The organism is Streptomyces griseus subsp. griseus, assembly GCF_003610995.1.
In the GTDB taxonomy this organism is placed as follows: Bacteria; Actinomycetota; Actinomycetes; order Streptomycetales; family Streptomycetaceae; genus Streptomyces.
Map to the genome: position 1 here is coordinate 2,203,504 of NZ_CP032543.1, position 25,985 is coordinate 2,229,488.

Sequence of the window (25,985 nt, forward strand, 5' to 3'; positions counted from 1 at the left end):
CCCTGCCGAGGAATCTGGTCCGGCCTGTCGTTCACCGGGCCGGTCACCGGTTGTAGTTTTCTGCGAAGAATCCTGACAGCCCAGCAACCGCCGTCACATTATCAGGGATTTCTCGTCCCATTTCGGGCCCGTTAACCGGTCACTGCATCAGTTCTGAAACAAAGCACGTGGCCCGCCCCGAATGTATCGGAGCGGGCCACGGACAATGAACGGCCGATTACGCAATCGGCGTCCGGTACGTCATCCGGCCGACGCCTCACCCTCGGGGGACGAGGCCGAAGCGGTCACGGAAGGCGACGACTGCTCGGCGGCGACGGTCTTCTTCGTCGCCTTCTTCGCGGTCGTCTTCGCCGTCGTCTTCTTCGCGGCGGTCTTCTTGGCGGCCGTCTTCTTGGCCACCGCCTTCTTCGCCGGAGCCTTCTTGGCGGCGGCCTTGCGGGCCGTCTTCCTCGCCGGGGCCGCTTCGTCGGACGCGACGGCCTCGGTCTCCGGTGCGGCGGCCGCCGGGGCCGTCGCCTCGGGTGCCGACTCCACGACGACGACCGCCGCCTCCTCGGAACCGGTGGGCGAACCGGCCGGAGCGGTGACCTTACGGGTCGCCCGGCGACGGGCCCGCGGCGGCGCGGCCTCCTTGGGGGCCTCCGTCCCAGGCGCCTCCTGTACGGGGGCGGGCTCGGCCGGCGCCTCGACGACCGGGTCCTCCACGGCGACCGGCTCGGCGCTCGGCTCGGCCGGCTGCACCGGCTCCGCCGACTTCGGCGAACCCGCCGGGGCGGACGCCTTACGGGTGGCGCGACGACGCGTACGGCCCTGCGGCGCGGCCTCGGCCGCCTCAGCAGGGGCTTCCTGAGCGGCGGGAGCCTCCTGCGCGGGCGTGTCGACGGCCGGCGCGACCGGCTCCGGCTCGGCGGCGGGAGCGGGCGCCTCGGCCACCGGGGCGGGAGCCTCGGTCCTCGGGGCACCGGCCGGGGCCGAGACCTTGCGGGATGCCCGGCGGCGGCCACGGCCACGACCGGCGGCCGCCTCGGCCTCGGCGGGGCTGCTGTAGAACTCCTCGTCGGCGGCCGGCTCCAGGTCCGCCAGGGACACCGGGGCGGCGACCTCGGCTGCCAGCTCGGCCTCGGACTCGGTCTCGACGGGCTCGGCCGTGTGGTCCTCGTGGCCGTGGTCCTGGTCGTGGCCGTGCTCGTGGTCCTGACCGGCGCCGCCACGGCCGCGCTTCTTGGACTTCTTGCCGCCGCCACCGCCACCGGCGGACGTCGGCTGCTCCATGTGCACGATCACACCGCGCCCGTTGCAGTGGACACAGGTCTCGGAGAACGACTCCAACAGCCCCTGGCCCACCCGCTTACGGGTCATCTGGACCAGGCCGAGCGAGGTGACCTCGGCGACCTGGTGCTTGGTGCGGTCCCGGCCCAGGCACTCCAGCAGTCGCCGCAGCACGAGGTCCCGGTTGGACTCCAGCACCATGTCGATGAAGTCGACGACGACGATGCCGCCGAGGTCGCGCAGCCGCAGCTGGCGCACGATCTCCTCGGCCGCCTCCAGGTTGTTCCTGGTGACGGTCTCCTCCAGGTTGCCGCCCTGGCCGGTGAACTTGCCGGTGTTGACGTCGACGACGACCATCGCCTCGGTCTTGTCGATCACCAGCGAACCGCCGCTGGGGAGGTAGACCTTGCGGTCCAGCGCCTTCATCAGCTGCTCGTCGATGCGGTACGTGGCGAAGACGTCGACCTCGGAGGTCCAGCGGGAGAGCCGCTCGGTGAGGTCGGGCGCCACGTGCGAGACGTAACCGTGGATGGTCTCCCACGCGTCGTCACCGCTGACGATGACCTTGGAGAAGTCCTCGTTGAAGATGTCGCGGACGACCCGGACGGTCATGTCCGGCTCGCCGTAGAGCAGCGTCGGCGCGTTGGAGCCGCTGGTGCCCTTCGCCTTCTTCTGGATCTCCTCCCACTGCCCCTGGAGCCTCTCGACGTCACGGCGCAACTCGTCCTCGCTCGCGCCCTCGGCGGCAGTGCGCACGATGACGCCCGCGTCCTCGGGGACGATCTTCTTGAGGATGGTCTTGAGGCGGGAGCGCTCGGTGTCGGGCAGCTTGCGGCTGATCCCGGTCATGGAGCCCTCGGGCACGTACACGAGGTAGCGGCCGGGCAGCGAGACCTGGCTGGTGAGGCGGGCGCCCTTGTGGCCGATCGGGTCCTTGGTCACCTGGACCAGGACGGACTGGCCGGACTTGAGGGCGGTCTCGATGCGGCGCGGCCCGTGGGCCATGCCGAGCGCCTCGAAGTTGACCTCACCGGCGTACAGGACGGCGTTGCGGCCCTTGCCGATGTCGACGAACGCGGCCTCCATGGAGGGCAGGACGTTCTGCACCTTGCCCAGGTAGACGTTGCCGACGTAGCTGGTGGCCTGCTCCTTGTTGACGTAGTGCTCCACGAGCACGTTGTCCTCGAGGACGCCGATCTGGGTGCGCTCGCCGCTCTGGCGGACGACCATCACGCGCTCCACGGCCTCGCGGCGTGCGAGGAACTCCGCCTCGGTGATGATCGGGACGCGGCGGCGGCCCTGCTCGCGGCCCTCACGGCGGCGCTGCTTCTTCGCCTCCATACGAGTGGAGCCCTTGATGGACTGGACCTCGTCGAAGCCGGTGCCGGGCTCGCGCTCGGCCTCCTTCTTGCGGGGCTCGCGGACCTTGACGACCGTACGCTCCGGGTCGTCCGTGCCGTTGTCGGCCTCGGCCGCGCCCTCACCGCTGCGGCGACGGCGACGGCGGCGACGCCGGCTGCTGCTCGAACCGGAGGCGGAGGAGTCGTTGTCGTCGTCCTCCTCCTCGTCGGCGTCCTGGGGCTGCTCGGCCTCGGCGCGGGTGTCCTCGGAGCGGGACGGGGCGGGCGCCTCGTCGGCGTGCTGCTCGGCCTCGTCCGCGTCACTGGCCTCGCCACGGCGGCGACGGCGGCCACCGCGACGACGGCGGCGCGAGGGGCGGTCGCCGTACTCGTCGGTGTCCTCGCCCTCGTGCTCGTCCGCCTCGGCCTCGGGGGCCTCCTCGGCGGGCTGCTGCTCGGCGGGGGCCTCCACCGGGGCGGCGGGCGCGGCGGCCTGCTCGGCCTCGGCGGCCTCACCACGGCGGCGGCGACGGCGGCGCGAGCCGCCCTGCGGCGCGGCCTCGGCGGGTGCGGGGGCCTGTGCGGCCTCGGCGGTCCGCTCCTCGGCCTCCTCGACCTCGTCGTACGCGGAGGAGGAACCGGCCGCGGCAGCTGCGGCGGCCGCCGTCTCGGGGGTCTGGAACATCGGCTCGGCGAAGACCGGGGCCTGGAACACGGCGACGGCGGGGCGCGTGGCGCGGCGGCCCTTGCGGGTCGGCTCCTCGGTCTTGGCGGTGAACTCGGGGCGGCCGGCGGCGGCGGTGGCCCGGCGGCGCTGGCGTCCGCGCGGTGCGGCCTCCTCGACCTCCTCCACCTCGGCGGCGAGCTCCTCGGCCACGGCGGCGGGCAGGCTCTCGGCGGCCTCGACGGCCTCGACGGCCTCCGCGGGCTCCTCGACGGGGGTGGAGGCGACCGGCTCGGCCGTCTCGCCGACCTGGGGGGCACCGGCGGGCGAAGTGGCCTTACGGGAGGCACGGCGGCGGCTGCGCGGCGCCGGGGTCTCCTCGGCGGGCTGGGCTTCGGCGGCGGGCGCGGGCTCGTTCACCGCGTCCGTGACGGTTTCCGGCGCGGCGGCCTGCGGGGTGCCGGCCGGGGCGGAGGCGCGGCGGCGGGTACGGCCACGCGGGGCCTCAGCGGCGGGCTCAACGGCCTCGGCCACGACAGGCTCGGCCACGGGCTCGGCGGGCGCGACCGGCTCGGCCACGACAGCGGCCTCGGCGGCCTGCGGGGCACCGGCGGGCGAAGTGGCCTTGCGGGAAGCGCGGCGGCGGCGCGGGGCGGGCGGCTCCGGGGCGACCTCGGCCACCGGCTCCTCTTCCTCCGCGACAGGCTCCTCCTCCGCGAGGGGCTCGGCCGGGGTCTCGACAACCTCCACGACCTCGGCGGCCTGCGGGGCACCGGCCGGAGCCGTCGCCTTGCGGACCGCGCGACGGCGGGTGCGCGGGGCGGGTGCTTCCTCGGCGGGCTCGGCGGACTCCACGAGCGGGGTCTCGGCCACCGGGGCAGGGGTCTCGACGACTTCGGCGACCACCTCGGCGGTCTCCGGAGCCCCTGCGGGCGCGGTCGCCTTGCGCACGGCACGGCGGCGCGTACGGCGGGGGGTGCGGTCTCGGAGGCCGGCTCGGGGCGCTCTCCTGGGCCGCGGGGACCGGGGTCTCCACGACGGCGGTCTCGGCGGCCGGGGTCACGGGCGCGCCGGGCGGGCCGGCCGGGCGGGAAGCGGCGCGGCGCCTGCGGCGCGGCGGCAGCTTGTCGCCGGGGGTGTTCTCTTCGTTGTTCCCGTTGGAAGCGGGTTCGTTCGGCTGAGGCATGCGGGCGGTTCTCCCGTCGCGCTCCCGGGCGCCGCGTCTGTTTCCGGTCCGGCACGGTCCGCAGTGGTGCGATACCGCTCGTCCGGGGCGCGGGCGCCGCACGGGAGCTGATGTCTGGCTCGCCGGTTCCGTCCGCGGTGTTGCGGACGGCCTGGCGAAAGTCTTATGGGTCAGTGCGCGGCCCGACCCAGGTGGCTCCCGAGTCGGAGGGCTGCGCTACGACGACCGCCTTACGCGGAACCTGCACCTTCCGGCGCCGTCGCGACGGCTGCTGCGACCGCGGGATGTGCGGTCGGGGCGGCCTCGCGGTCGGGCGCGAGCGGGTCGGTCACCGTGCCGGACTCCTCGTCGAAGAGCCCCTGCGCCAGCCTCGTCACCGCAGCGGGGACAGGCGGCGCCAGGTCGGCCACAGCGCGGAGACCGGACAGGACGTCGTCGGGTCGCACGGCAGGTGTCACGTGCCGAACAACCAGCCGCAGTATCGCACAGGGCTTGTCCCCCGGCCTATCAGCCGGTGGATCAAGGGCCTGCAGGTCGGCGACGGCGGAGCGGGCGTCGAAGGTGCGGATGCCGTTCTTCGCCTTGCGCTGGACCTCGACGCTCTCGGCCGCGTTGAACGTGTCGACGGCTCTGCGCGCCTCGTCGGGATCGACGCCGTCCAGGCGCAGCTCCCAGACGGAGGCGGTCAGCCGCTCGGCGAGGCCCGAGGTGCGGGCCTCCACCGCGTCGGTGATGTCGAGACCGTCCGGCAGTGAGCTGTTCAGCAGCTCGCGCAGGAGGCCGGGGTCGCGTGCCTCGGTGAGGGCGATCTCCAGGAACTCGGCCTCGCTGCCCGTGCCGGTGGGGGCGGCATTGGCGTAGGAGACCTTGGGGTGCGGGGTGAAGCCCGCCGAGTACGCCATCGGCACCTCGGAGCGGCGCAGTGCCCGCTCGAAGGCCCGCTGGAAGTCACGGTGACTGGTGAACCGGAGGCGGCCGCGCTTGGTGTAGCGCAAACGGATGCGCTGCACTGCCGGTGCGGGCGGCGGGCCTTCGGGCTGTCGCTTGCCCAGTGGTTCTTCTCCTCGGTGCGGGGCGGGCGCTGGGGAGCGCCGCCCACGAAATACGGGGTGGTCCCCGGGGTGCCGCTCCGGCTCACCCCTGCTTGACGAGTTTCTCGCTCAGCAGGGAGGTCTCGGACGCCTGCGCCGCGCTGGGGACAGTCGTTGTACTACCCAGAGTACGCGCAGGCACCCCCAGCGGTTCCCCGGACCGCGCGCCGGCCGTCTTGCCGACCAGTGCGCGCCCCGCGTCGCGGCGGGCCTGCCGCACGGTTTCGCGGGCGGTGACGGGGGCTCCGCGGGCGGCGCGGCCCGCCCCGGCGGCGGCGCGTCGGGCTGGGACCCAGAGGGCATCCCGTACGAAGGGGCCGACCGGGGTGCACACCGTGCGGTAGGCCCAGGCCACCGGTGTGCCGGTCAGGTGCCGGAGCAGCCGGGTCGGCCCCCGGCCCGGCGGGCGGAGCAGGGTCCGGTCGAGGGGTGCCAGCCGGCGGCCAGCAGGTCCCGGACCATGCGGACGGGCAGGACCACGACCAGCACCACGATGCGCACGGGGATCCTGATCACCCTGGCCAGGCCGGTGTCGGGCGCGTACCGGTCCAGGATCTGGTGCTCCCCGGCGTCCATGCTCTCCATGACGCGCAGGCCCGGTCCGGGGTTGCCGGGCCGGGCCTGCGGAGTGTCAGGGACGCGCTACTTGTTCACCACGCTCAGCGGAAGCAGCTTCTTGCCCGTCGGGCCGATCTGGATGTCCAGGTCCAGCTGCGGGCAGACCCCGCAGTCGAAGCAGGGGGTCCAGCGGCAGTCCTCGACCTCGGTCTCGTCGAGGGCGTCCTGCCAGTCCTCCCAGAGCCAGTCCTTGTCCAGGCCGGAGTCGAGGTGGTCCCAGGGCAGGACTTCCTCGTAGGTGCGCTCGCGGGTGGTGTACCAGTCGACGTCGACGCCGTACTCGGGCAGCGTCTTCTCGGCGCAGTTCATCCAGAGGTCGTAGCTGAAGTGTTCGCGCCAGCCGTCGAAGCGGCCGCCGGACTCGTAGACCGCGCGGATGACGGAGCCGACGCGCCGGTCGCCGCGCGAGAGCAGGCCCTCGACGATGCCGGGCTTGCCGTCGTGGTACCGGAAGCCGATGGAGCGGCCGTACTTCTTGTCGCCGCGGATCTTGTCCCGGAGCTTCTTCAGCCGGGCGTCGGTGTCCTCGGCGGACAGCTGCGGGGCCCACTGGAAGGGCGTGTGCGGCTTGGGCACGAAGCCGCCGATGGAGACCGTGGCACGGATGTCGTTCTGGCCGGAGACCTCGCGGCCCTTGGCGATGACGTTGACCGCCATGTCACCGATCTGGAGGACGTCCTCGTCGGTCTCGGTGGGCAGGCCGCACATGAAGTACAGCTTCACCTGACGCCAGCCGTTGCCGTAGGCGGTGGCGACGGTCCGGATCAGGTCCTCCTCCGAGACCATCTTGTTGATGACCTTGCGCATCCGCTCGGAGCCGCCCTCGGGGGCGAAGGTCAGGCCGGAGCGGCGGCCGTTGCGGGTCAGCTCGTTGGCCAGGTCCACGTTGAACGCGTCGACGCGGGTGGAGGGCAGCGAGAGGCCCACCTTGTCGTCGGTGTAGCGGTCGGCGAGGCCCTTGGCGATGTCACCGATCTCGCTGTGGTCCGCGGAGGAGAGGGAGAGCAGGCCGACCTCTTCGAAGCCGGTCGCCTTGAGGCCCTTGTCGACCATTTCGCCGATGCCGGTGATGCTTCGCTCCCGCACGGGGCGCGTGATCATGCCGGCCTGGCAGAAACGGCAGCCGCGGGTGCAGCCGCGGAAGATCTCCACGGACATCCGCTCGTGCACGGTCTCCGCGAGGGGAACGAGGGGCTGCTTGGGGTAGGGCCACTCGTCGAGGTCCATGACGGTGTGCTTGGAGACGCGCCACGGCACGCCGGACCGGTTGGGCACGACCCGGCCGATGCGGCCGTCGGGGAGGTATTCGACGTCGTAGAAGCGCGGGACGTAGACGCCGCCGGTCTTCGAGAGCCGGAAGAGCACCTCGTCGCGGCCGCCGGGGCGGCCCTCCGCCTTCCAGGCGCGGATGATCTCGGTGATCTCCAGGACGGCCTGCTCGCCGTCGCCGATGACCGCGCAGTCGATGAACTCCGCGATCGGCTCGGGGTTGAACGCCGCGTGGCCGCCCGCGAGGACGATCGGGTGGTCCACCGTGCGGTCCTTGGCCTCCAGCGGGATGCCCGCCAGGTCCAGGGCGGTGAGCATGTTGGTGTAGCCGAGCTCGGTGGAGAAGCTGAGCCCGAAGACGTCGAAGGCGCCGACGGGGCGGTGGCTGTCCACGGTGAACTGGGGCACGTTGTGCTCGCGCATCAGCTCTTCGAGGTCGGGCCAGACGCTGTACGTGCGCTCGGCGAGGACGCCCTCGCGCTCGTTCAGTACCTCGTAGAGGATCATGACGCCCTGGTTGGGCAGCCCGACCTCGTAGGCGTCGGGGTACATCAGGGTCCAGCGGACGTCGCAGCTGTCCCAGTCCTTGACGGTGGAGTTCAGCTCACCGCCGACGTACTGGATGGGCTTCTGCACATGCGGGAGCAGAGCTTCGAGCTGTGGGAAGACCGATGCGGCAGACATCTCGCGAACCTTCGTGAGCCGGCTGGGGTGACCATCCAGCGTACCGCGCGGCTCAGTGCTTCAGATCCGCCCGGAGTACGGGGTCGGAGGCGCGGGCCCACACCTCGGGCAGCTCGCGCTCCCGTGCCTCGGCGGTGGCCTCCTCGCGCCCGTACAGGAGTCCCCAGGTGAACGTGGTCTCACCGGCCGCGTGGGCCTGTACCGCGAGGGTGCGCAGGGCGTCGCGGGCCACCACGCTGTCCTGGTGGTCGCCGAGGAGGGACTGCACGGCCTTCACCCGCCTGGCGAACCGCTTGGCGGGCCTGCCGAGGGCGGGCCGCGCCGCCTCGCCCGCGTACCGGGCGCGCTTGGCGGCCTTGCGGGCCTCGTGCATCGCCTCGTCCCGCTCGGGGCCCGGCGGGTGCTCCAGGGCGTGCTCCATGCGGCGCGCGAGCTTCCCGTAGTCCTTGAGCACCGCGCGCGGCAGGGCCTTCCCGGGGGCGCGGGAGGCCGCGGGACGCAGGGGCGGGTCGTCGCTGAGCGCGTCGAGGGTGTCCAGGAGGTCCAGATACCGCTTCCCGTCCAGTACGTCGATGATCCTGCGCCGCGATCCGGAGCGGCGGGCGGCCGACCAGACCTGCAACCGGCCGCGGACCGGGCCGAGGACGAGGGTGGCGGGAAGGGCCTCGGTGCGGTCGCCCAGCCGCTTGTCGAGGACCTCCTGGTCACGGTCGACGCCCAGTTCACCGGCGAGCCACTTGAGCTCGGCGCCGACGGGGTCGGTGACCTCGCGGTCCAGGATCTTGCGGTACGTCTTGAAGGCGCTGCGCAACCGCCGGGTGGCCACGCGCATCTTGTGCACGGAGTCGGGCAGGTCGCGCCGGACGGCGGGGTCGAGGTCGACGATGGTGCGGATCTGCTTGCGTACGTAGGCGAGGACATGGTCGCCCGCGGTCTGCGGGTCTTCCTCCGTCCGCCTTTCCCCCTCCCGTACGGGCGTGGTCTCCGACAGCGCCCTGGCCAGCTTCGACGGCGAGTCCGAGGGGCGCACCCCGGCCTTGCGGAGCCGCTTCTCGACCGCGTCCAGGAAGGCGGGGTCGCCGCCGTCGGCCAGCTCCACCTCGATCTCGGTCCAGGTGGCGGTGGCGCCGGTCCCCTCCCCCGCCAGCCGTTCGGCGCGGACGGTGTCGACGCTGACCTCGGCGAGGAGGGTGCCGTCGGTGTCCGTGAGGTGCTGGACGTCACGGGAGGAGAGCAGGCGGACGACCGGGGCCGGTTCGGTGTGGCGGAGGCGGGAGCGGAGCAGGCCCGCGAAGGAGCGCGGCAGGGTGTCGGCCAGCGGTTCCTGGAGCTCGTCGCGGATGCCGGTGGCGACGGGGAACTTGAGGTGCCAGCCTTCATCGGCCCCGCCGGTCCTGCGGCGCAGGGTGAGGGAGTGGGCGGCGAGGCGGAGGTCGGCGGTGTCGTAGTAGACGGCGTCCAGCTCCGTGACGCCGCGCTGGACGACCCGGGCGACCCCGGCCACCCGGCTCAGGTCGGGCAGCCGGGTGGCGTCGGTGGCTTCGTACTTCCGCTCGATCTCGCGCTTGGTGTCCGCCATATACGGACACCTACCCCCACCGGGTTCAGGCAGACATCGGCCGCTGCACCCTGATCGACTGCAACAGCCCGATCGCGACCCAGACGGCGAACATCGAGGACCCTCCGTAGGAGACGAAGGGCAGCGGCAGACCGGCCACCGGCATGATGCCGAGCGTCATGCCGATGTTCTCGAAGGCCTGGAAGGCGAACCAGGCGATGATGCCGGCGGCGACGATCGTGCCGTACAGCTCGGTCGTCTCGCGGGCGATCCGGCAGGCGCGCCACAGCACGGCACCGAGCAGGACGATGATCAGCCCGGCGCCGAGGAAGCCCAGCTCCTCACCGGCGACGGTGAAGACGAAGTCGGTCTGCTGCTCGGGGACGAACTGGCCGGTGGTCTGGGTGCCCTGGAAGAGCCCGGTGCCGGAGAGGCCGCCGGAACCGATCGCGATGCGGGCCTGGTTGGTGTTGTAGCCGACGCCGGCCGGGTCGAGTGCCGGGTTGGCGAAGGCGGCGAAGCGGGCGATCTGGTAGTCGTCCAGCAGCCCGAGCTGCCAGACCGAGACGGCTCCCGCCGCCCCCGTGCCGATCAGGCCGAAGACCCAGCGGTTGGAGGCGCCAGAGGCCAGCAGGACGCCGAGGACGATGACGGCCATCACCATCACCGAGCCGAGGTCCGGCATCAGCATGACGACGGCCATCGGGACGGCCGCGATGCCCAGCGCCTTGGCCACGGTCCGGTGGTCGGGGTGCGCCTGGTCGCCCGCGTCGACGCGGGCGGCGAGCAGCATCGCCATCCCGAGGATGATGGTGATCTTGGTGAATTCGGAGGGCTGGATCGAGAAGCCGGCCGGGAGCTTGATCCACGCGTGGGCGCCGTTGACGGTGGTGCCGAGCGGGGTGAGGACGGCGGCGACGAGCAGCACCGAGATGCCGTAGAGGATCGGGACGGCCCCGCGCAGGGTGCGGTGGCCGAGCCAGATCGTGCCGATCATCAGGGCGAGGCCGATGCCGGTGTTGAGGGCGTGCCGGAAGAGGAAGAAGTACGGGTCGCCCTGGGTGAGGTGGTCGCGGTTGCGGGTCGCGGACCAGACGAGCAGCGAGCCGAGGAAGGAGAGCGCGATCGCGGCCCCCAGCAGCGGCCAGTCCAGCCGCCGGGCCAGGGAGTCGCGGGCGGTCAGCTTGGCCCAGGAACCGCGCTCGGGGCCGTAACGGCCCACGGAGAAGCCACCAGCCATCAGGGCCGCCTCCCGGTCATCGCGGGTGATCCGGTGAGTCCCGGCTGGCCCGGCGGCTGCGGCACCAGGTTCTCCGGGTCCGCCTCCTGGCCTTCGGGCTGGGTCGGGACGGGGTTGTACGGCTTGATCTTCGGGGCGTGGATCGATCCGTCGGGCTGGACCTTCGGCAGCGCCTTCTGGGGCTTGGGCAGCAGGGCCTTCTTCACATCCTGGTTGCCCTCGGCGTCGAGGCCGTAGAGCGCGTCGTAGATCTTGCGGACGGCGGGCCCGGAGGCGCCGGAGCCGGTGCCGCCCTGGGAGATCGTCATGATGATGGTGAAGTCGTCGGTGTAGGTGGCGAACCACGAGGTGGTCTGCTTGCCGTAGACCTGCGCGGTGCCGGTCTTGGCCCGCATCGGGATCTTGTCCTGCGGCCAGCCGCCGAACCGCCAGGCGGCGGTGCCACCGGGCTCCACGACCGAACGCAGCCCCTTGTCGAGGTCCTTGATGGTCTGGGCGTTGACGGGCAGCTTGCCGGTGGCCTTGGGCTTGATCTCCTGGACCGACTTGCCGTCCGGGCTGATCACGGCCTTGCCGACAGTGGGCGCGTGCAGGGTGCCGCCGTTGCTGATGGCGGCGTAGGCGGTGGCCATCTGGATGGGGGTGACGAGGACGTCACCCTGGCCGATGGCGTAGTTGATGCTGTCGTAGGCCTTGAGCTGGTTGCCCTCCAGGCAGCTCTCGTACGCGATCTGCTGCACGTACGTACCGCCCTTCTTGCCCTCCTTGCACCAGGCGTCCTTGTTCGCCTTCCAGAAGTCCTGCTTCCACTGGCGGTCCGGGATGCGGCCCTTGACCTCGTTGGGCAGGTCGATGCCGGTCTCGGCGCCGAGGCCGAAGTCGCGGGCGGTGCGGTAGAACCAGTTCTTGGCGTCCTTCTTCGGCCTTATGCCGCCGTCCTTGACCCACTCGTCGTGGCCCAGGCGGTAGAAGACGGTGTTGCACGAATACTTGAGCGCGTCCCCGAGGGTGATGGGGCCGTGTCCCTGCGACTCGAAGTTGGCGAAGGTCTGGTTGCCGAGGCTGTAGGAGCTGCTGCATTCGTACCGGTCGTTGAAGGCGTGGCCGCCTCGGACGGCGGCGCTCGCGGAGACCACCTTGAAGATGGAGCCGGCGGGCGCCTGGCCCTGGATGCCCCGGTTGAGCAGCGGGTAGTTGGACTTCTTGCTGGTCAGCTTGGCGTACTGCTTGCCGGAGATGCCGCCGACCCAGTCGTTGGGGTCGTAGTCGGGCTGGGAGGCCATCGCGACGATGCGGCCGGTCTTGGACTCCATGACGACGACGGCGCCGGAGTCGGCCTCGTACGGCCGGCCCGTGATCTTGTCGGTCTCGCCCCGGACCTGCTTCATCGCGGCGGCGAGCTCGTACTCGGCGACCGCCTGGACCCGGGCGTCGAGGCTGGTGACGAGGTTGGAGCCGGGCACCGCCGGGTCGTTCTCCGCCTCGCCCATGACACGGCCGAGGTTGTCGACCTCGTAGCGGGTGACGCCCGCCTTGCCGCGCAGCTCCTTGTCGTACGTCCGCTCAAGGCCCGAGCGGCCGACCTGGTCCGAGCGCAGATACGGCGACGGGCCGTCCTTCGCCTTCTGGATCTCCTCGTCGGTGACGGGCGAGAGGTAGCCGAGGACCTGTGCGGTCTTCGCCTTGCCGGGTGCAGCGTAGCGGCGTACGGCGGTGGGTTCGGCGGTGATGCCGGGGAAGTCCTCGGCGCGCTCGCGGATCTGGAGGGCCTGCTGGGTGGTGGCCTCGTCGGTGACCGGGATCGGCTGGTAGGGCGAGCCGTTCCAGCAGGGCTGGGGGGTCTTGGCGTCGCAGAGGCGGACCTTGTCCCGCACGTCCTGGGGCTTCATGTCCAGGACGTCGGCGAGCCGGGTGAGGACGCCGACGCCGTCGTCCTTCATCTTCAGCAGCTCGGTGCGGCTCGCGGAGACGACGAGCCGGGTCTCGTTGTCGGCCAGCGGTACGCCGCGCGCGTCGAGGATCGACCCGCGCACGGCGGGCTGGACGACCTGCTGTACGCCGTTGCCGGCGGCCTTGTCGCTGTACTCGTCGCCGTTGCGGATCTGGAGGTACCAGAGGCGGCCGCCGAGGGTGAGCAGCAGGGAGAAGACGAGGACCTGGATGACGATGAGGCGGATCTGGACCCGCTGGGTCCGTCCGGTCTCGGGGATGTTGCTCACTGGGTGCCCCCGGTGGTGGTCCGGCTGGGGGTACGGGGGGCGTCCCCCGGGAGATACGGCCTCACGCGGTGCCCCCGGTCTCCTTCGTCACGTACGGCTTCACAGTCGCTTGACCCCCTTGATGCGGCCCGCGCGGGCGGCGCGGCTGCGGGCGGCCTTCATCCGCAGGCCGCCGCGCTGGTTGCCGATGCGCAGCCCGGTGCCCGAGGCGAGCCAGCCCGCGGCGACGTCGTTGGGGCCGCCGGACGCCTCGGAGAGCGGGTCGTTCTCGGTGCGTCTGGCCAGCGCCATGATGAGCGGCACCGTGAAGGGGGCCAGCAGCAGGTCGTAGACCAGGGCGGTGAGCAGCAGGCTGCCCAGGCCCACATGGCGGGCGGCCGTGTCGCCGACGAGGGCGCCGACGCCCGCGTACATCAGGGTCGATCCCAGCGCGGCGGCGACCACCACGGCCATCGGGGCGAAGGCGGACTTGAGCTGCCCGTTCTCCGGCCGGGCGAGGCCCGCGAGGTAGCCGATGACGCAGAGCACCAGGGCGTAGCGCCCGGCGGCGTGGTCGGCGGGGGGTGCGAGGTCCGCGAGGAGGCCCGCGCCGAAGCCGATGAGGGAGCCGCTGACCGGCCCGTACACGAAGGCGAGTCCGAGCACGGTGAGGAGCAGCAGGTCGGGGACGGCGCCGGGCAGCTGGAGGCGGGCGAGGACGGACACCTGGATGACGAGGGCGACGACGACCAGGGCGGTGGAGAGCAGAGTCCGGTTGAGGCGCATGGGGATCAGCTCTACTCCTGGTTGTTTGCCGCGTTGTCGGGTTGGCCGTCGCCCTGCTGGTCGCCGGCCGCTTCACCATCGCCCGGCTTCTCGTTGATGTTGCCGACGACCTTGCCCGAGCCGTCGACGAGGTCGCCGTTGGGCTGGACGGTGACGGTGACCGTGGGGGTCGGCTTGGGCTTCGTCTTGACGGGCTGCTTGGGCAGGACGGCGTCGCGGGGGTCGGAGCGCGGGGCCTGGACGACGACGCCGACGATGTCGAGTTTGGTGAACCCGACGTACGGCTTCACATAGACGGTCCGGGTGAGCGCGCCGCCCGAGGGGTCGACGCGGACGACCTCGCCGACGGGGACGCCGGGCACGAAGGGCTTGTCCTTGCTGGAGCCGAAGGTGACGAGCCGGTCGCCCGCCTTCACCTGGGCCTTGCCGTTGAGGAACTGGACCGAGAGCGGGCGCGAGCCCTGGCCGGTGGCGAAGCCGAGCTCGTCGGTCTTCTCCATCCGGGTGCCGACGGTGAAGTCCGGGTCGCTGGCGAGCAGGACCGTCGAGGTGGAGGGGCCGACGGTGGTGACCCGCCCGACCAGCCCTTCACCGTTGAGGACGGTCATGTCGCGGCGGATGCCGTCGTTCGCCCCGGCGTCGATGGTGATCGTCCAGGAGAAGCCCTGGGCCGCTCCTATGGCGATGACCTCGGCGCCCTTGATGCCGTACTGTCCGGCGCCCGCGTTCTTCAGCATGGCGTCCAGTTGGCGGACGCGGCTGTTGGTGCGGTCGTCGCTGCCGAGCTTGGCCTTCAGCGCGGCGTTCTCCTGCTCCAGGGCGGAGATCCGGTCGTGCCTTCTGCCGGAGTCCCGTACCGCCCCTATGGCGTTGCCCACCGGGTCGACCGCCGACGCGACGCCGTTCTCCACGGGTCCGAAGACCGTGGCCGCGGCATGCCGTGCGCCGTCGACCGGTGAGCCTTCGCCGCCTCGGATATCCACCGTGATCAGGGCGAATGCGATGGCGATCAGCAGCACCAGGAGCAGCCGGCTCTCTCGTGTGTCCCTCACGTGCGGCGGCCGTGCCTTCCTCGTCGGAATGTTCGTGCCTGTGTGTACGTGGCTGTCGTGACGTCAGCACCCGTGTGCTGCCGTCGGTGTACAGCAACGATCTATATCAACGATCCGGCGGGCGGAGCCGCAGCGTCCGCGCGCCGGATCGGGTGGTGTCGCGCCTGTCGTCCTACCGGCGGGGCTGGGCGTCCAGCACCTGCTGGAGCGCCTCGAACTCCTCGACGCACTTGCCGGAGCCGAGCGCCACGGAGTCCAGCGGGTCCTCGGCGATGTGGATCGGCATGCCCGTCTCGCGGCGGAGCCGCTCGTCCAGGCCGCGGAGCAGTGCGCCGCCGCCCGTGAGGACGATGCCGCGGTCCATGATGTCGCCGGAGAGCTCGGGCGGGCACTTGTCGAGGGTCGTCTTCACGGCGTCGACGATCGCGTTGACCGGCTCCTCGATCGCCTTGCGGACCTCGGCGGCCGAGATGACGACGGTCTTGGGCAGCCCGGAGACCAGGTCGCGGCCGCGGATCTCGGTGTGCTCGTCCTTGTCCATGTCGTACGCGGAACCGATCGTGATCTTGATCTGTTCGGCGGTCCGCTCACCGAGGAGGAGCGAGTACTCCTTCTTGATGTGCTGGATGATCGCGTTGTCCAGCTCGTCACCGGCGGTCCGGATCGACTGGGCGGTGACGATCCCGCCGAGCGAGATCACCGCGACCTCGGTGGTGCCGCCACCGATGTCGACGACCATGTTGCCGGTGGCCTCGTGGACCGGCAGGCCGGAGCCGATGGCCGCGGCCATGGGCTCCTCGATGATGTGCACCTGGCGGGCGCCGGCCTGCGTCGATGCCTCGATGACGGCGCGGCGCTCCACTCCGGTGATGCCGGAGGGCACGCAGACGACGACCCGGGGGCGGGCCAGGTAGCGGCGCTTGTGGATCTTGAGGATGAAGTAGCGGAGCATCCGCTCCGTGATCTCGAAGTCGGCGATCACGCCGTCCTTCAGGGGCCGCACGGCAACGATGTTGCCGGGCGTGCGCCCGATCATCTTCTTGGCCTCGGCTCCGACCGCCAGAATTCCGCCGGTGTTGGTGTTGATGGCCACGACGGACGGCTCGTTCAGGACGATGCCGCGCCCCCTGACGTACACCAGCGTGTTGGCAGTCCCGAGGTCGATAGCCATGTCACGGCCGATGAACGACATTGAGTTCCCCTTGTTCCCCATGAGGATGCGTCGGGCCTTCCCAGGTAGCGAAGATGGCTTGTTCTGGTAGGCGAGGTTGGCGCTGCGGGCGTGGAAGTTTCCATCGTAGTGCCGTATGCACGGACACAGCGCGAGGGTCCTTCGCCGGTGTGGGCGGAACGGGTGCCCGTCCTACCCATGGTGACGTTACGTCGGAGGGATGCGTTCCCGCGACACCGAACCCTATGCCGAAGGGCGACCGAATTACTTCGGTCGCCCCAGGCAAGCAGCGCTGTTTGGCCGATCGAGTCAGGAAAGTCCGGGAAAGAAAAGCTTCAGTTCTCGCTCTGCGGACTCCTGCGAGTCCGAGGCGTGGATGAGGTTCTCCCGGGTGATCGTGCCGAAGTCACCGCGGATCGACCCGGGCGCGGCGGCGATCGGGTCGGTGGGGCCGGCCAGGGTACGGATGCCCTCGATCACCCGCTCACCTTCGGCCACCAGGGCGACGACGGGGCCGGAGGCCATGAACTCCATGAGCGGCTCGTAGAACGGGCGGCCCTTGTGCTCCCCGTAGTGCTGCTCCAGCGTGTCGTGGTCCAGGGTCCGCAGCTCCAGCGCGGTGATCCGCCACTCCGCCTTGCGCTCGATCCGGCCGACGATCTCGCCGATCAGGCCGCGGCGGACCGCGTCGGGCTTGAGCAGGACGAGGGTGCGCTGGGTCATGTGCGGCTCCTTGCAGACACTACGGGTGCGGTGAGGCGAGATTACAGGGGTACGGGACGGGGTCTGCGCCCGGGTTCACTCAGGGTCACCCTCGCGCCCCGGGCATCTGCCGTCCCATCAGGCCGTGGCCCCGCCGGCCTCCTGCTGGGCCTGCCGGTCCTGCTGGGCCGCCCAGCGGGCCTTGGCCTCGTCGATCTTGCGGCCGTAGTGGACGGAGGCCCACCACAGCCCGCCGAAGACCAGGCCGAGGATGAACATCATCGGGACCACGAAGCCGCTGAGGACCAGCGCGACCTGGAGCGCCCAGCCGAGCTGGATGCCGCCGGGGCGGGTGAGCATGCCGCAGAGCAGCAGGGAGAGCACCATGCCCACCCCGCAGACGGTCCAGACCGTGGCCTGGGAGACGTCGTCCAGCTTCATCGCGACGAGTCCGGCGAAGCCGATCACGAAGAACTCACCGAGCAGCGTCGAGGCGCAGAGCGTACGCATCCCTGACTCAGCCCCTTCCCAGAAGCAGCCGGGCCTCGCCGACCGTGATCACCGATCCGGTCACCAGGACCCCGGCGCCCGCGTACTCGTCGTCCTCCTCGGCCAGCGTGATCGCCGCCTCCAGTGCGTCGTCGAGTCGCGGCTCGACCTGGACCCGGTCGTCGCCGAAGACCTCGACGGCGATGGCGGCCAGCTCGTCCACGTCCATCGCGCGCGGGGTGGAGTTCTGTGTGACGACGACCTCGGCGAAGATCGGCTCGAAGGCCTCCAGGAGCCCACGGACGTCCTTGTCACCGCTGGTGCCGACCACACCGATCAGCCGGGAGAAGCTGAACGCCTCGGAGACGCCGTCCGCCGCCGCCTTGGCACCCGCCGGGTTGTGCGCTGCGTCCAGGACGACGGTCGGGCTGGAGCGCACGACCTCCAGCCGGCCGGGCGAGACCACCGCGGCGAACGCCTTGCGGATCGCGTCGATGTCCAGGGAGCGGGCCTGCTCGGCGCCGATGCCGAAGAACGCCTCGACGGCGGCGAGCGCGACGGCCGCGTTGTGCGCCTGGTGGGCCCCGTACAGCGGCAGGAAGATCTCTGTGTACTCGGTGGCCGCACCGCCGAGCCCGCGCAGGGTCAGCAGCTGTCCGCCGACGGCGATCTCGCGGGAGGTGACGCCGAACTCCATGCCCTCGCGGGCCACGGTGGCGTCCACCTCGACGGCCTTCTTCAGCATCACCTGCGCGGCGTCCACCGGCTGCTGGGCCAGGATGACGGTCGCGCCCTGCTTGACGATCCCGGACTTCTCCCCGGCGATCTCGGCGGGCGTGGTGCCGAGGCGGTCGGTGTGGTCCAGCGAGATCGGGGTGACGACGGCGACCGTGGAGTCGATGACGTTGGTGGCGTCCCAGGTGCCGCCCATGCCGACCTCGACGACCGCCACGTCGACGGGCGCGTCGGCGAAGGCCGCGTACGCCATGCCGGTGAGCACCTCGAAGAAGGAGAGCCGGTAGGGCTGCTGGGCGTCGACCATCTCGACGTACGGCTTGACGTCCTCGTACGTCTCGATGAACCGCTCGGGGGCGATCGGCGAGCCGTCGAGGCTGATCCGCTCGGTGATCGACTGGACGTGCGGCGAGGTGTAGCGGCCGGTGCGCAGCTCGAAGGCGTTGAGCAGGGCCTCGATCATGCGGGCCGTGGAGGTCTTGCCGTTGGTCCCCGTGATGTGGATCGAGGGGTAGGCACGCTGCGGCTCGCCGAGGACGTCCATCAGGGCGGCGATGCGCGTGACGGAGGGCTCCAGCTTGGTCTCGCCCCAGCGTCCGGCGAGCTCCTGCTCCACCGCGCGCAGCGCCTGGTCGGTCTCGGGGTCGGTGGGTCGGGCGGGGACCGCTTCGCCCTGGGGGGAACCCGCGTAGGTACGCAGGGTGCGGCTCCCGGCTTCGATCACCGCCAGGTCGGGGTCGCGCTGGGTCTCTTCGCCGACGATCTCCTCGAAGGTGTCGTCGGGCTCGGACGCGTCGTGCCGGTCTGAAGGGCGGGGCTCACTCACGGGGCCCAGTCTACGGATGGGCACCGACATCGCGCGCAGCGCCCGGGGCGGAGGCCGATGCGTGCCCTGGAGGGCGTACGGCGAGGCCCCCGCTCCCCCGGTCGGTCGGGGGTGCGGGGGCCTCGGCCCTGAGCCGATCAGCTCTGCGGGAGGGCCGCCAGCTGGGCGGAGATCCGGTCGATGTCGGCCTCGGCCTTGGAGAGCCGGCCGCGGATCTTGTCGACCACGTTGTCCGGGGCCTTGGCCAGGAACGCCTCGTTGCCGAGCTTCCCGGTGGCCTGCGCCTTCTCCTTCTGCGCCGCCTCCAGGTCCTTCGTGAGCCGCTTGCGCTCGGCCGGGACGTCGATGGTGCCGGAGAGGTCCAGGGCGACGGTGGCCCCGGCGACCGGGAGGGACGCGGTGGCGTGGAAGCCGTCGCCGGCGGGCTGGAGCCGCAGCAGCTGGCGGATGGCCGCCTCGTGCGGGGCGAGCGCCGTGCCGGTCAGGGTCAGCTCGGCCGGGACCTTCTGGCCGGGCTGGAGGCCCTGGTCGTTGCGGAAGCGGCGGACCTCGGTGACGACCTGCTGGACCAGCTCGATCTCCTTCTCGGCCGCGTCGTCGCGGAAGCCGGAGTCGCCCGGCCACTCGGCGATGACGATCGACTCGCGCCCGGTGAGCCCGGTCCACAGCGCCTCCGTGACGAACGGGACGATCGGGTGCAGCAGCCGCAGCATCACGTCCAGGACCTCGCCGAGGACCCGGCCCGAGACCTCGGCCGGACGGCCGCCCGCGAAGAACGTGGTCTTGGAGAGCTCCACGTACCAGTCGAAGACCTCGTCCCACGCGAAGTGGCGCAGCGCCTCACTGATCTTGGCGAACTGGAAGTCGTCGTAGAAGGCGTCGACGTCCGCGACGGTCTTGTTGAGGCGCGACAGGATCCAGCGGTCGGTGACCGACATCTCCTCGGCCGGGGGCAGCTCGCCCTCGATCGTGGCGCCGTTCATCAGGGCGAAGCGGGTGGCGTTCCAGATCTTGTTGGAGAACTTCGCCGAACCCTGGACCCAGTCCTCGCCGATGGGCACGTCGGTGCCGGGGTTGGCGCCGCGCGCGAGGGTGAAGCGCAGGGCGTCGGAGCCGTACTTGTCCATCCAGTCCAGCGGGTTGACCACGTTGCCGAAGGACTTCGACATCTTCTTGCCGTGCTCGTCACGGACCATGCCGTGCAGGACGATGGTGCCGAAGGGCGGGACGCCGTCGTTGACGTAGAGGCCGAACATCATCATCCGGGCGACCCAGAAGAAGAGGATGTCGTAGCCGGTGACCAGGACGGAGTTCGGGTAGAACTTCGCGAGGCTGTCGGTCTGTTCGGGCCAGCCGAGGGTGGAGAAGGGCCACAGGCCCGAGGAGAACCAGGTGTCCAGGACGTCGCTGTCCTGGGTCCAGCCCTCGCCGGTGGGCGCCTCGTCGTCCGGTCCGACGCAGACGACCTCGCCGTTCGGGCCGTACCAGACGGGGATGCGGTGGCCCCACCAGAGCTGGCGCGAGATCGTCCAGTCGTGGAGGTTGTCGACCCAGTCGAAGTACCGCTTCTCCATCTCCTGCGGGTGGATCTTGACCTTGCCGTCGCGGACCGCGTCACCGGCGGCCCGGGCGAGCGGGGCGACCTTGACCCACCACTGGAGGGAGAGGCGCGGCTCGATGGTGGTCTTGCAGCGCGAGCAGTGGCCGACGGAGTGGACGTACGGCCGCTTCTCGGCGACGATCCGGCCCTCGGCGCGCAGGGCGGCGACGATGGCGGAACGGGCCTCCAGCCGGTCCAGGCCCTCGAAGGGGCCGGGGACGGTGATGACGGCGCGCTCGTCGAGGACGGTGATGAACGGCAGGTCGTGACGGTTGCCGATCTCGAAGTCGTTCGGGTCGTGCGCGGGGGTCACCTTGACCGCGCCGGTGCCGAACTCCGGGTCGACGTGGTGGTCGGCGACGACCGGGATCGTCCGGTCGGTCAGCGGCAGCTTGATCTGCTTGCCGATGAGGTGCTGGTAGCGCTCGTCGTCGGGGTGGACGGCGACGGCGGTGTCACCCAGCATCGTCTCGGCGCGGGTGGTGGCGACGACGATGGTCTCGTCCCCGTCCCCGTACGTCATGGAGACGAGCTCGCCGTCGTCCTCCTGGTACTCGACCTCGATGTCGGAGATCGCGGTGAGACAGCGCGGGCACCAGTTGATGATGCGCTCGGCGCGGTAGATCAGCCCGTCGTCGAACATCTGCTTGAAGACGGTCTGGACGGCCTTGGAGAGGCCCTCGTCCATGGTGAAGCGCTCACGGGACCAGTCGACGCCCTCGCCGAGGCGGCGCATCTGGCCGGAGATCTGGCCGCCGGACTCGTCCTTCCACTGCCAGACGCGCTCGACGAAGGCCTCGCGGCCCAGGTCGTGGCGGGACTTGCCCTCCTTGGCCAGCTCGCGCTCGACGACGTTCTGGGTGGCGATGCCGGCGTGGTCCATGCCCGGCTGGTAGAGCGCCTCGAACCCCTGCATCCGCTTCCGGCGGACGAGGGCGTCGATCAGGGTGTGCTCGAAGGCGTGGCCCAGGTGGAGGGAGCCGGTGACGTTCGGCGGCGGGATGACGATGCTGTAGGGCGGCTTGTCGCTGTGCTCGTCGGCTTCGAAGTAACCACGCTCTACCCAGCGCTCGTACAGCTTCCCCTCTACATCGGCCGGCGCGTACGAGGTCGGCAGTTCGGGGTTGCTGGCTGGCTGCTGCGATGAGTTCTCGGTCACGGGGGACAGTTTAGGGCCGTCACAGCTCTGCACTGAAACGGATTGGTTCAGTAACGGTGTCCGGGCCGATGGCCCATGCCAGGGCGGCTTCCGCCAGGATGTACGCAACGCATAAAAGTTTCGGAGGGGACACCGCAATGAGCTACAACCAGCCGGGCCCGTACGGCGGGCAGTCGCCGCAGGGCCAGCCCGGACCGTACGGACAGCAGCCCGGGCCGTACGGCGGCCCGCCGCCGCAGGGCCCGCCCCAGGGCCAGCCCGGCTACGGCTACCCCCAGCAGGCCCCTCAGGGCGTCCCGCCGCAGCAGCCGGGCCCCTACGGCGCACCGCCGCAGGGCCAGCCCGGCTACGGCACCCCTCCCCCGGGCCAGCCCGGCTACGGCTACCCGCAGCCCCAGCAGCCGGGCCCGTACGGGCAGCAGCCGCCCACCCCGCCGTACGGCGGCCAGCCGGTGTACGGGGGGCAGCCGCCGTACCCGCCGCAGCAGCAGCCGAAGAAGAAGACCGGGCTGATCGTGGGGGCGTCCGTGCTGGCGCTCGCGGTCATCGGGGCCGGGGTGTGGTTCTTCACCTCGGGCGGCGCGAGCAACAGTGATGTGGCCGACTCCACCAAGGGCTACAAGCTGACGCCCGCCGCCTCGGTGGACGACTACGTGAAGGACCCGTCCAAGCCGGACCGGTCCGGTCCGCTGACGGGGAAGTCGAAGGAGGACGCCGAGGCCGCGGGCGTGAAGGACCCGCAGCAGGTCGGCTCCCAGTACCAGAGCGGTTCGAAGGAGAACCCGCTCACGCAGAAGATGCTCCTGCTCCAGGGCTACTGGGGTGAGGTCCAGGACCCGGCCAAGGTCATCAACAACTCCTTCAGTGACGCCGAGAAGAAGATGACCGAGAGCAGCAACGGCGCCGAGGTGTCGCTCGTCGGCAGCCCCAAGGACGTCAAGCCGGCCGGTTTCGACGGCGCCCTGATGCGGTGCCAGGACATCAGGACCGTCAACGACAAGGCCGACGGCACCCTCGCGAAGGGTCCGAAGGAGGTCATCACCCCGGTCTGCATCTGGGCCGACTACAGCACCGTCGGGATGGTCGTGGCCGTGGACGTCGGTGGCGCGCTGACCGGCAAGGGCATCGCCCAGGACGATGTGGCCGCCCTCGCCGCCAAGCTCTACAACACCTCACGCACCAAGATCTGACGCACCGCATTCGCGCTCAACCTCGAAGGGGCGCCCGCCGGTTGACCGGTCGGGCGCCCCTTCGGCGTAGGCAACTTCCGTGCCGCTAAGCGGACTTCTCGTGGCGGCCGCCGTCGTTCTTGCCGATCGTGCGCGGCTCGCGCGGGACCAGCGTCGGGTTGACGTGGTCGCGGACGACGTCCGGGGTGATGACGACGCGGGCGACGTCCTTGCGGGACGGGACCTCGTACATCACGGACTGGAGGACTTCCTCCATGATGGCGCGGAGACCGCGTGCGCCGGTCTGGCGCAGGATCGCCTGGTCGGCGATGGCCTCCAGCGCCTCGCGCTCGAACTCCAGCTCCACGCCGTCGAGTTCGAAGAGGCGCTGGTACTGCTTGACCAGCGCGTTGCGCGGCTCGATGAGGATCTGGAGCAGCGCCTCGCGGTCCAGGTTGTGGACCGAGGTCAGCACGGGGAGACGGCCGATGAACTCGGGGATCATCCCGAACTTCACCAGGTCCTCCGGCATGACCTCCTGGAACTGGTCGCTCGCCTGGATCTCCCGCTTGGAGCGGATCGTGGCGCCGAAGCCGATGCCCTTGGCGCCGGCCCGGGACTCGATGATCTTCTCCAGGCCGGAGAAGGCGCCGCCCACGATGAACAGCACGTTCGTCGTGTCGATCTGGATGAACTCCTGGTGCGGGTGCTTGCGTCCGCCCTGCGGCGGGACGGAGGCGGTGGTGCCCTCCAGGATCTTCAGCAGGGCCTGCTGGACGCCCTCGCCGGAGACATCACGGGTGATCGACGGGTTCTCGCTCTTGCGGGCGACCTTGTCGATCTCGTCGATGTAGATGATCCCGGTCTCGGCCTTCTTGACGTCGTAGTCGGCCGCCTGGATCAGCTTGAGCAGGATGTTCTCGACGTCCTCGCCGACGTAGCCGGCCTCCGTCAGCGCGGTGGCGTCCGCGATGGCGAACGGGACGTTGAGCATCCGGGCCAGCGTCTGCGCGAGGAGCGTCTTGCCGGAGCCCGTGGGGCCCAGCAGCAGGATGTTCGACTTGGCGAGCTCGATCGCGTCCTCGCGATTGGCTCCGCCGCCGTTCTCTCCGGCCTGGACCCGCTTGTAGTGGTTGTACACCGCGACCGAGAGGGCCTTCTTCGCGGGCTCCTGCCCGACGACGTACCCCTCCAGGAACTCGTAGATCTCACGAGGCTTGGGAAGCTCTTCCCAGCGGACCTCGCTCGTCTCCGCGAGCTCCTCCTCGATGATCTCGTTGCAGAGATCGATGCACTCGTCGCAGATGTACACACCGGGTCCCGCGATGAGCTTCTTCACCTGCTTCTGGCTCTTGCCACAGAACGAGCACTTGAGCAGGTCGCCGCCATCACCGATGCGTGCCACGAGGTGCTTCCCCTTCGCCTGGGAGGCCGCCTGGTTCAGCGGCTCCTGGTGCCTCTATCCGACGGTACCTTGCCTGGGCCCCCGTTCGGGCCCCCCTTGGCACGGTTCACACGGCCGAGACCGTGCGAACGGAATGTGCCAAGGGGAAAGACCGACGTCAGACCGATGCGCCCGCGGTCGTCTTGCGGGTGGACACGATCTGGTCGACGAGCCCGTACGCCAGGGCGTCCTCGGCCGTGAGGATCTTGTCACGCTCGATGTCCTCGCTGATCTTCTCCAGCGGGGTCGTCGAGTGGCGGGCCAGCATCTGCTCCAGCTGCGTACGCATCCGGAGGATCTCGTTGGCCGCGATCTCCAGGTCGGAGAGCTGCTCGCGGCCCGTCTGCGAGGACGGCTGGTGGATGAGGACGCGGGCGTGCGGGAGCGCCATGCGCTTGCCCGGGGTGCCGGCGGCCAGCAGGACGGCGGCGGCGGAGGCGGCCTGGCCCATGCAGACCGTCTGGATGTCCGGCTTCACGAACTGCATCGTGTCGTAGATCGCGGTGAGCGCGGTGAACGAGCCGCCGGGGCTGTTGATGTAGATCGAGATGTCGCGGTCCGGGTCCATCGACTCCAGGCAGAGCAGCTGCGCCATGACGTCGTTGGCCGAGGCGTCGTCGATCTGGACGCCGAGGAAGATCACGCGCTCCTCGAAGAGCTTCGCGTACGGGTCGTACTCACGCACACCCTGCGAGGTGCGCTCCACGAAGCGCGGGACGACGTAGCGGTTGTCCACCTGCGGGCCGGTGTAGAGGCCGCTCGCGGAGGCGCCGGGGAAGTTGTTCATGTGGGTGTTCACCATCCTGGTGGCGTTCTGTGGGCTGGGGGTCTCGGCGTACGAGAGGTGTGCGGGAGGTGCTGCCGGTCCGGTGGGAACCGGATCAGGCACCCGTGCCGCCGCCGCCCGGGATGCCCGACGCGACCGTGATGATCTCGTCGATGAGGCCGTAGTCCTTGGCCTCCTCCGCCGTGTACCAGCGGTCGCGGTCGCCGTCGCGGATGATCGTCTCGACGGTCTGGCCGGAGTGGTGGGCGGTGATCTCGGCCATGCGCGTCTTGGTGCGGAGCAGGTACTGGGCCTGGATCTTGATGTCCGAGGCCGTTCCGCCGATGCCGGCCGAACCCTGGTGCATGAGGATGTCGGTGTTCGGGAGCGCGAAGCGCTTGCCCGCGGCGCCACCGGTGAGCAGGAACTGGCCCATCGAGGCCGCCATGCCCATCCCGATGGTGACCACGTCGTTCGGGATGTACTGCATGGTGTCGTAGACCGCCATGCCGGCCGTCACCGAGCCACCGGGGCTGTTGATGTAGAGGTAGATGTCCTTGTCCGGTTCGGCGGCAAGGAGCAGGAGCTGTGCGGTGATCTTGTTGGCGATGTCATCGTCGACCTGCTGACCGAGGAAGATGATGCGCTCGCCGAGCAGTCGGCTGTAGACCTGGTCACCGAGGCCTCCACCGAGGGACGGCTCTCCGGCGGCGTAGGGCATCAGATTCGTCACGTATCCACCTGCTCGTCTCTGACGGCTCCGGCCGTCTCAGCGTCTTCGTACCGGGCGGGTGAGGGACTCCCCCACCCTTCCTCTTCATGGACCCTAACGCGCAGGTGGGACAACGCCATCCCGGTTCCGCAACTGTTCGCTGGGAGCGCAAGGTCCGCAGTGGGCACAGGGGTTCCGGGCCCGCACAGCGATGCGAGGGATACGGCGACGGGCCCCGGGCGCGTGTGGTGCGTCCG

General features: G+C 70.7%; 17 protein-coding genes and 1 pseudogene. 1 reads left to right on the forward strand and 17 read right to left on the reverse strand.

What is annotated here, in order from left to right; translation table 11 throughout:
- Window positions 1-240: 240 nt before the first annotated feature.
- The 14 genes and pseudogenes from D6270_RS10210 to D6270_RS10275 form a co-directional block, all read right to left on the reverse strand.
- Window positions 241-4,459: pseudogene (locus D6270_RS10210) on the reverse strand (Rne/Rng family ribonuclease).
- Between the two features lie 230 nt (window positions 4,460-4,689).
- Complete coding sequence (locus D6270_RS10215; RefSeq protein ID WP_109165705.1) at window positions 4,690-5,469, reverse strand: TIGR03936 family radical SAM-associated protein; 780 nt, start codon at window positions 5,467-5,469, stop codon at window positions 4,690-4,692.
- A gap of 447 nt (window positions 5,470-5,916) precedes the next feature.
- On the reverse strand, window positions 5,917-6,135 hold the full coding sequence (locus D6270_RS32935; protein ID WP_225976820.1) for a hypothetical protein: 219 nt from the start codon (window positions 6,133-6,135) through the stop codon (window positions 5,917-5,919).
- Between the two features lie 57 nt (window positions 6,136-6,192).
- The gene (locus D6270_RS10225; protein ID WP_109165704.1) at window positions 6,193-8,121 is read right to left on the reverse strand and encodes a TIGR03960 family B12-binding radical SAM protein; all 1,929 of its coding nucleotides are present in this window, start codon (window positions 8,119-8,121) and stop codon (window positions 6,193-6,195) included.
- Window positions 8,122-8,173: 52 nt separating this feature from the next.
- Entirely contained in the window at window positions 8,174-9,700 is a 1,527-nt protein-coding gene (locus D6270_RS10230) for a CYTH and CHAD domain-containing protein (protein ID WP_109165703.1), read from the reverse strand.
- A gap of 25 nt (window positions 9,701-9,725) precedes the next feature.
- On the reverse strand, window positions 9,726-10,919 hold the full coding sequence (gene rodA / locus D6270_RS10235; RefSeq protein WP_109165702.1) for a rod shape-determining protein RodA: 1,194 nt from the start codon (window positions 10,917-10,919) through the stop codon (window positions 9,726-9,728).
- Window positions 10,919-13,138: a penicillin-binding protein 2 gene (gene mrdA / locus D6270_RS10240; protein WP_109165701.1), complete on the reverse strand. Its 2,220-nt coding sequence runs from the start codon at window positions 13,136-13,138 to the stop codon at window positions 10,919-10,921. Before mrdA ends, rodA begins: the two co-directional genes overlap by 1 nt.
- A 99-nt stretch (window positions 13,139-13,237) precedes the next feature.
- The gene (gene mreD, locus D6270_RS10245) at window positions 13,238-13,903 is read right to left on the reverse strand and encodes a rod shape-determining protein MreD (RefSeq protein ID WP_109165700.1); all 666 of its coding nucleotides are present in this window, start codon (window positions 13,901-13,903) and stop codon (window positions 13,238-13,240) included.
- Window positions 13,904-13,914: 11 nt separating this feature from the next.
- Window positions 13,915-14,955: a rod shape-determining protein MreC gene (gene mreC, locus D6270_RS10250; RefSeq protein WP_109165699.1), complete on the reverse strand. Its 1,041-nt coding sequence runs from the start codon at window positions 14,953-14,955 to the stop codon at window positions 13,915-13,917.
- Window positions 14,956-15,127: 172 nt separating this feature from the next.
- Entirely contained in the window at window positions 15,128-16,147 is a 1,020-nt protein-coding gene (locus tag D6270_RS10255) for a rod shape-determining protein (protein ID WP_109165698.1), read from the reverse strand.
- 288 nt (window positions 16,148-16,435) lie between these two features.
- On the reverse strand, window positions 16,436-16,849 hold the full coding sequence (gene ndk / locus D6270_RS10260; RefSeq protein WP_109165697.1) for a nucleoside-diphosphate kinase: 414 nt from the start codon (window positions 16,847-16,849) through the stop codon (window positions 16,436-16,438).
- A gap of 117 nt (window positions 16,850-16,966) precedes the next feature.
- Entirely contained in the window at window positions 16,967-17,338 is a 372-nt protein-coding gene (locus tag D6270_RS10265; RefSeq protein ID WP_109165696.1) for a DUF4233 domain-containing protein, read from the reverse strand.
- Window positions 17,339-17,345: 7 nt separating this feature from the next.
- On the reverse strand, window positions 17,346-18,878 hold the full coding sequence (folC, locus tag D6270_RS10270; RefSeq protein WP_109165695.1) for a bifunctional tetrahydrofolate synthase/dihydrofolate synthase: 1,533 nt from the start codon (window positions 18,876-18,878) through the stop codon (window positions 17,346-17,348).
- 137 nt (window positions 18,879-19,015) lie between these two features.
- Complete coding sequence (locus D6270_RS10275; protein ID WP_109165694.1) at window positions 19,016-21,637, reverse strand: valine--tRNA ligase; 2,622 nt, start codon at window positions 21,635-21,637, stop codon at window positions 19,016-19,018.
- A gap of 137 nt (window positions 21,638-21,774) precedes the next feature.
- On the opposite strand from D6270_RS10275, the gene D6270_RS10280 reads away from it, so the two are divergent.
- The gene (locus tag D6270_RS10280; protein WP_109165693.1) at window positions 21,775-22,827 is read left to right on the forward strand and encodes a hypothetical protein; all 1,053 of its coding nucleotides are present in this window, start codon (window positions 21,775-21,777) and stop codon (window positions 22,825-22,827) included.
- An 85-nt stretch (window positions 22,828-22,912) separates the two neighbouring features.
- Here the strand turns inward: D6270_RS10280 and clpX are convergent, their stop codons facing one another.
- The 3 genes from clpX to D6270_RS10295 form a co-directional block, all read right to left on the reverse strand.
- Window positions 22,913-24,211: an ATP-dependent Clp protease ATP-binding subunit ClpX gene (gene clpX / locus D6270_RS10285; protein WP_109165692.1), complete on the reverse strand. Its 1,299-nt coding sequence runs from the start codon at window positions 24,209-24,211 to the stop codon at window positions 22,913-22,915.
- Window positions 24,212-24,368: 157 nt separating this feature from the next.
- Window positions 24,369-25,052: an ATP-dependent Clp protease proteolytic subunit gene (locus tag D6270_RS10290; protein ID WP_030563669.1), complete on the reverse strand. Its 684-nt coding sequence runs from the start codon at window positions 25,050-25,052 to the stop codon at window positions 24,369-24,371.
- A gap of 79 nt (window positions 25,053-25,131) precedes the next feature.
- The gene (locus D6270_RS10295; protein ID WP_018511477.1) at window positions 25,132-25,737 is read right to left on the reverse strand and encodes an ATP-dependent Clp protease proteolytic subunit; all 606 of its coding nucleotides are present in this window, start codon (window positions 25,735-25,737) and stop codon (window positions 25,132-25,134) included.
- Between the last annotated feature and the right edge of the window lie 248 nt (window positions 25,738-25,985).

Coding starts and splice junctions, on each gene's coding strand:
- D6270_RS10225 (WP_109165704.1), bottom strand. CDS start 8,121: ATGTCTGCCGCATCGGTCTTCCCACAGCTCGAAGCTCTGCTCCCGCAT.
- D6270_RS10290 (WP_030563669.1), bottom strand. CDS start 25,052: ATGGTGAACACCCACATGAACAACTTCCCCGGCGCCTCCGCGAGCGGC.
- D6270_RS10255 (WP_109165698.1), bottom strand. CDS start 16,147: ATGTCGTTCATCGGCCGTGACATGGCTATCGACCTCGGGACTGCCAAC.
- ndk (WP_109165697.1), bottom strand. CDS start 16,849: ATGACCCAGCGCACCCTCGTCCTGCTCAAGCCCGACGCGGTCCGCCGC.
- D6270_RS10295 (WP_018511477.1), bottom strand. CDS start 25,737: ATGCCCTACGCCGCCGGAGAGCCGTCCCTCGGTGGAGGCCTCGGTGAC.
- mreD (WP_109165700.1), bottom strand. CDS start 13,903: ATGCGCCTCAACCGGACTCTGCTCTCCACCGCCCTGGTCGTCGTCGCC.
- rodA (WP_109165702.1), bottom strand. CDS start 10,919: ATGGCTGGTGGCTTCTCCGTGGGCCGTTACGGCCCCGAGCGCGGTTCC.
- D6270_RS32935 (WP_225976820.1), bottom strand. CDS start 6,135: ATGGAGAGCATGGACGCCGGGGAGCACCAGATCCTGGACCGGTACGCG.
- D6270_RS10280 (WP_109165693.1), top strand. CDS start 21,775: ATGAGCTACAACCAGCCGGGCCCGTACGGCGGGCAGTCGCCGCAGGGC.
- D6270_RS10265 (WP_109165696.1), bottom strand. CDS start 17,338: ATGCGTACGCTCTGCGCCTCGACGCTGCTCGGTGAGTTCTTCGTGATC.
- D6270_RS10230 (WP_109165703.1), bottom strand. CDS start 9,700: ATGGCGGACACCAAGCGCGAGATCGAGCGGAAGTACGAAGCCACCGAC.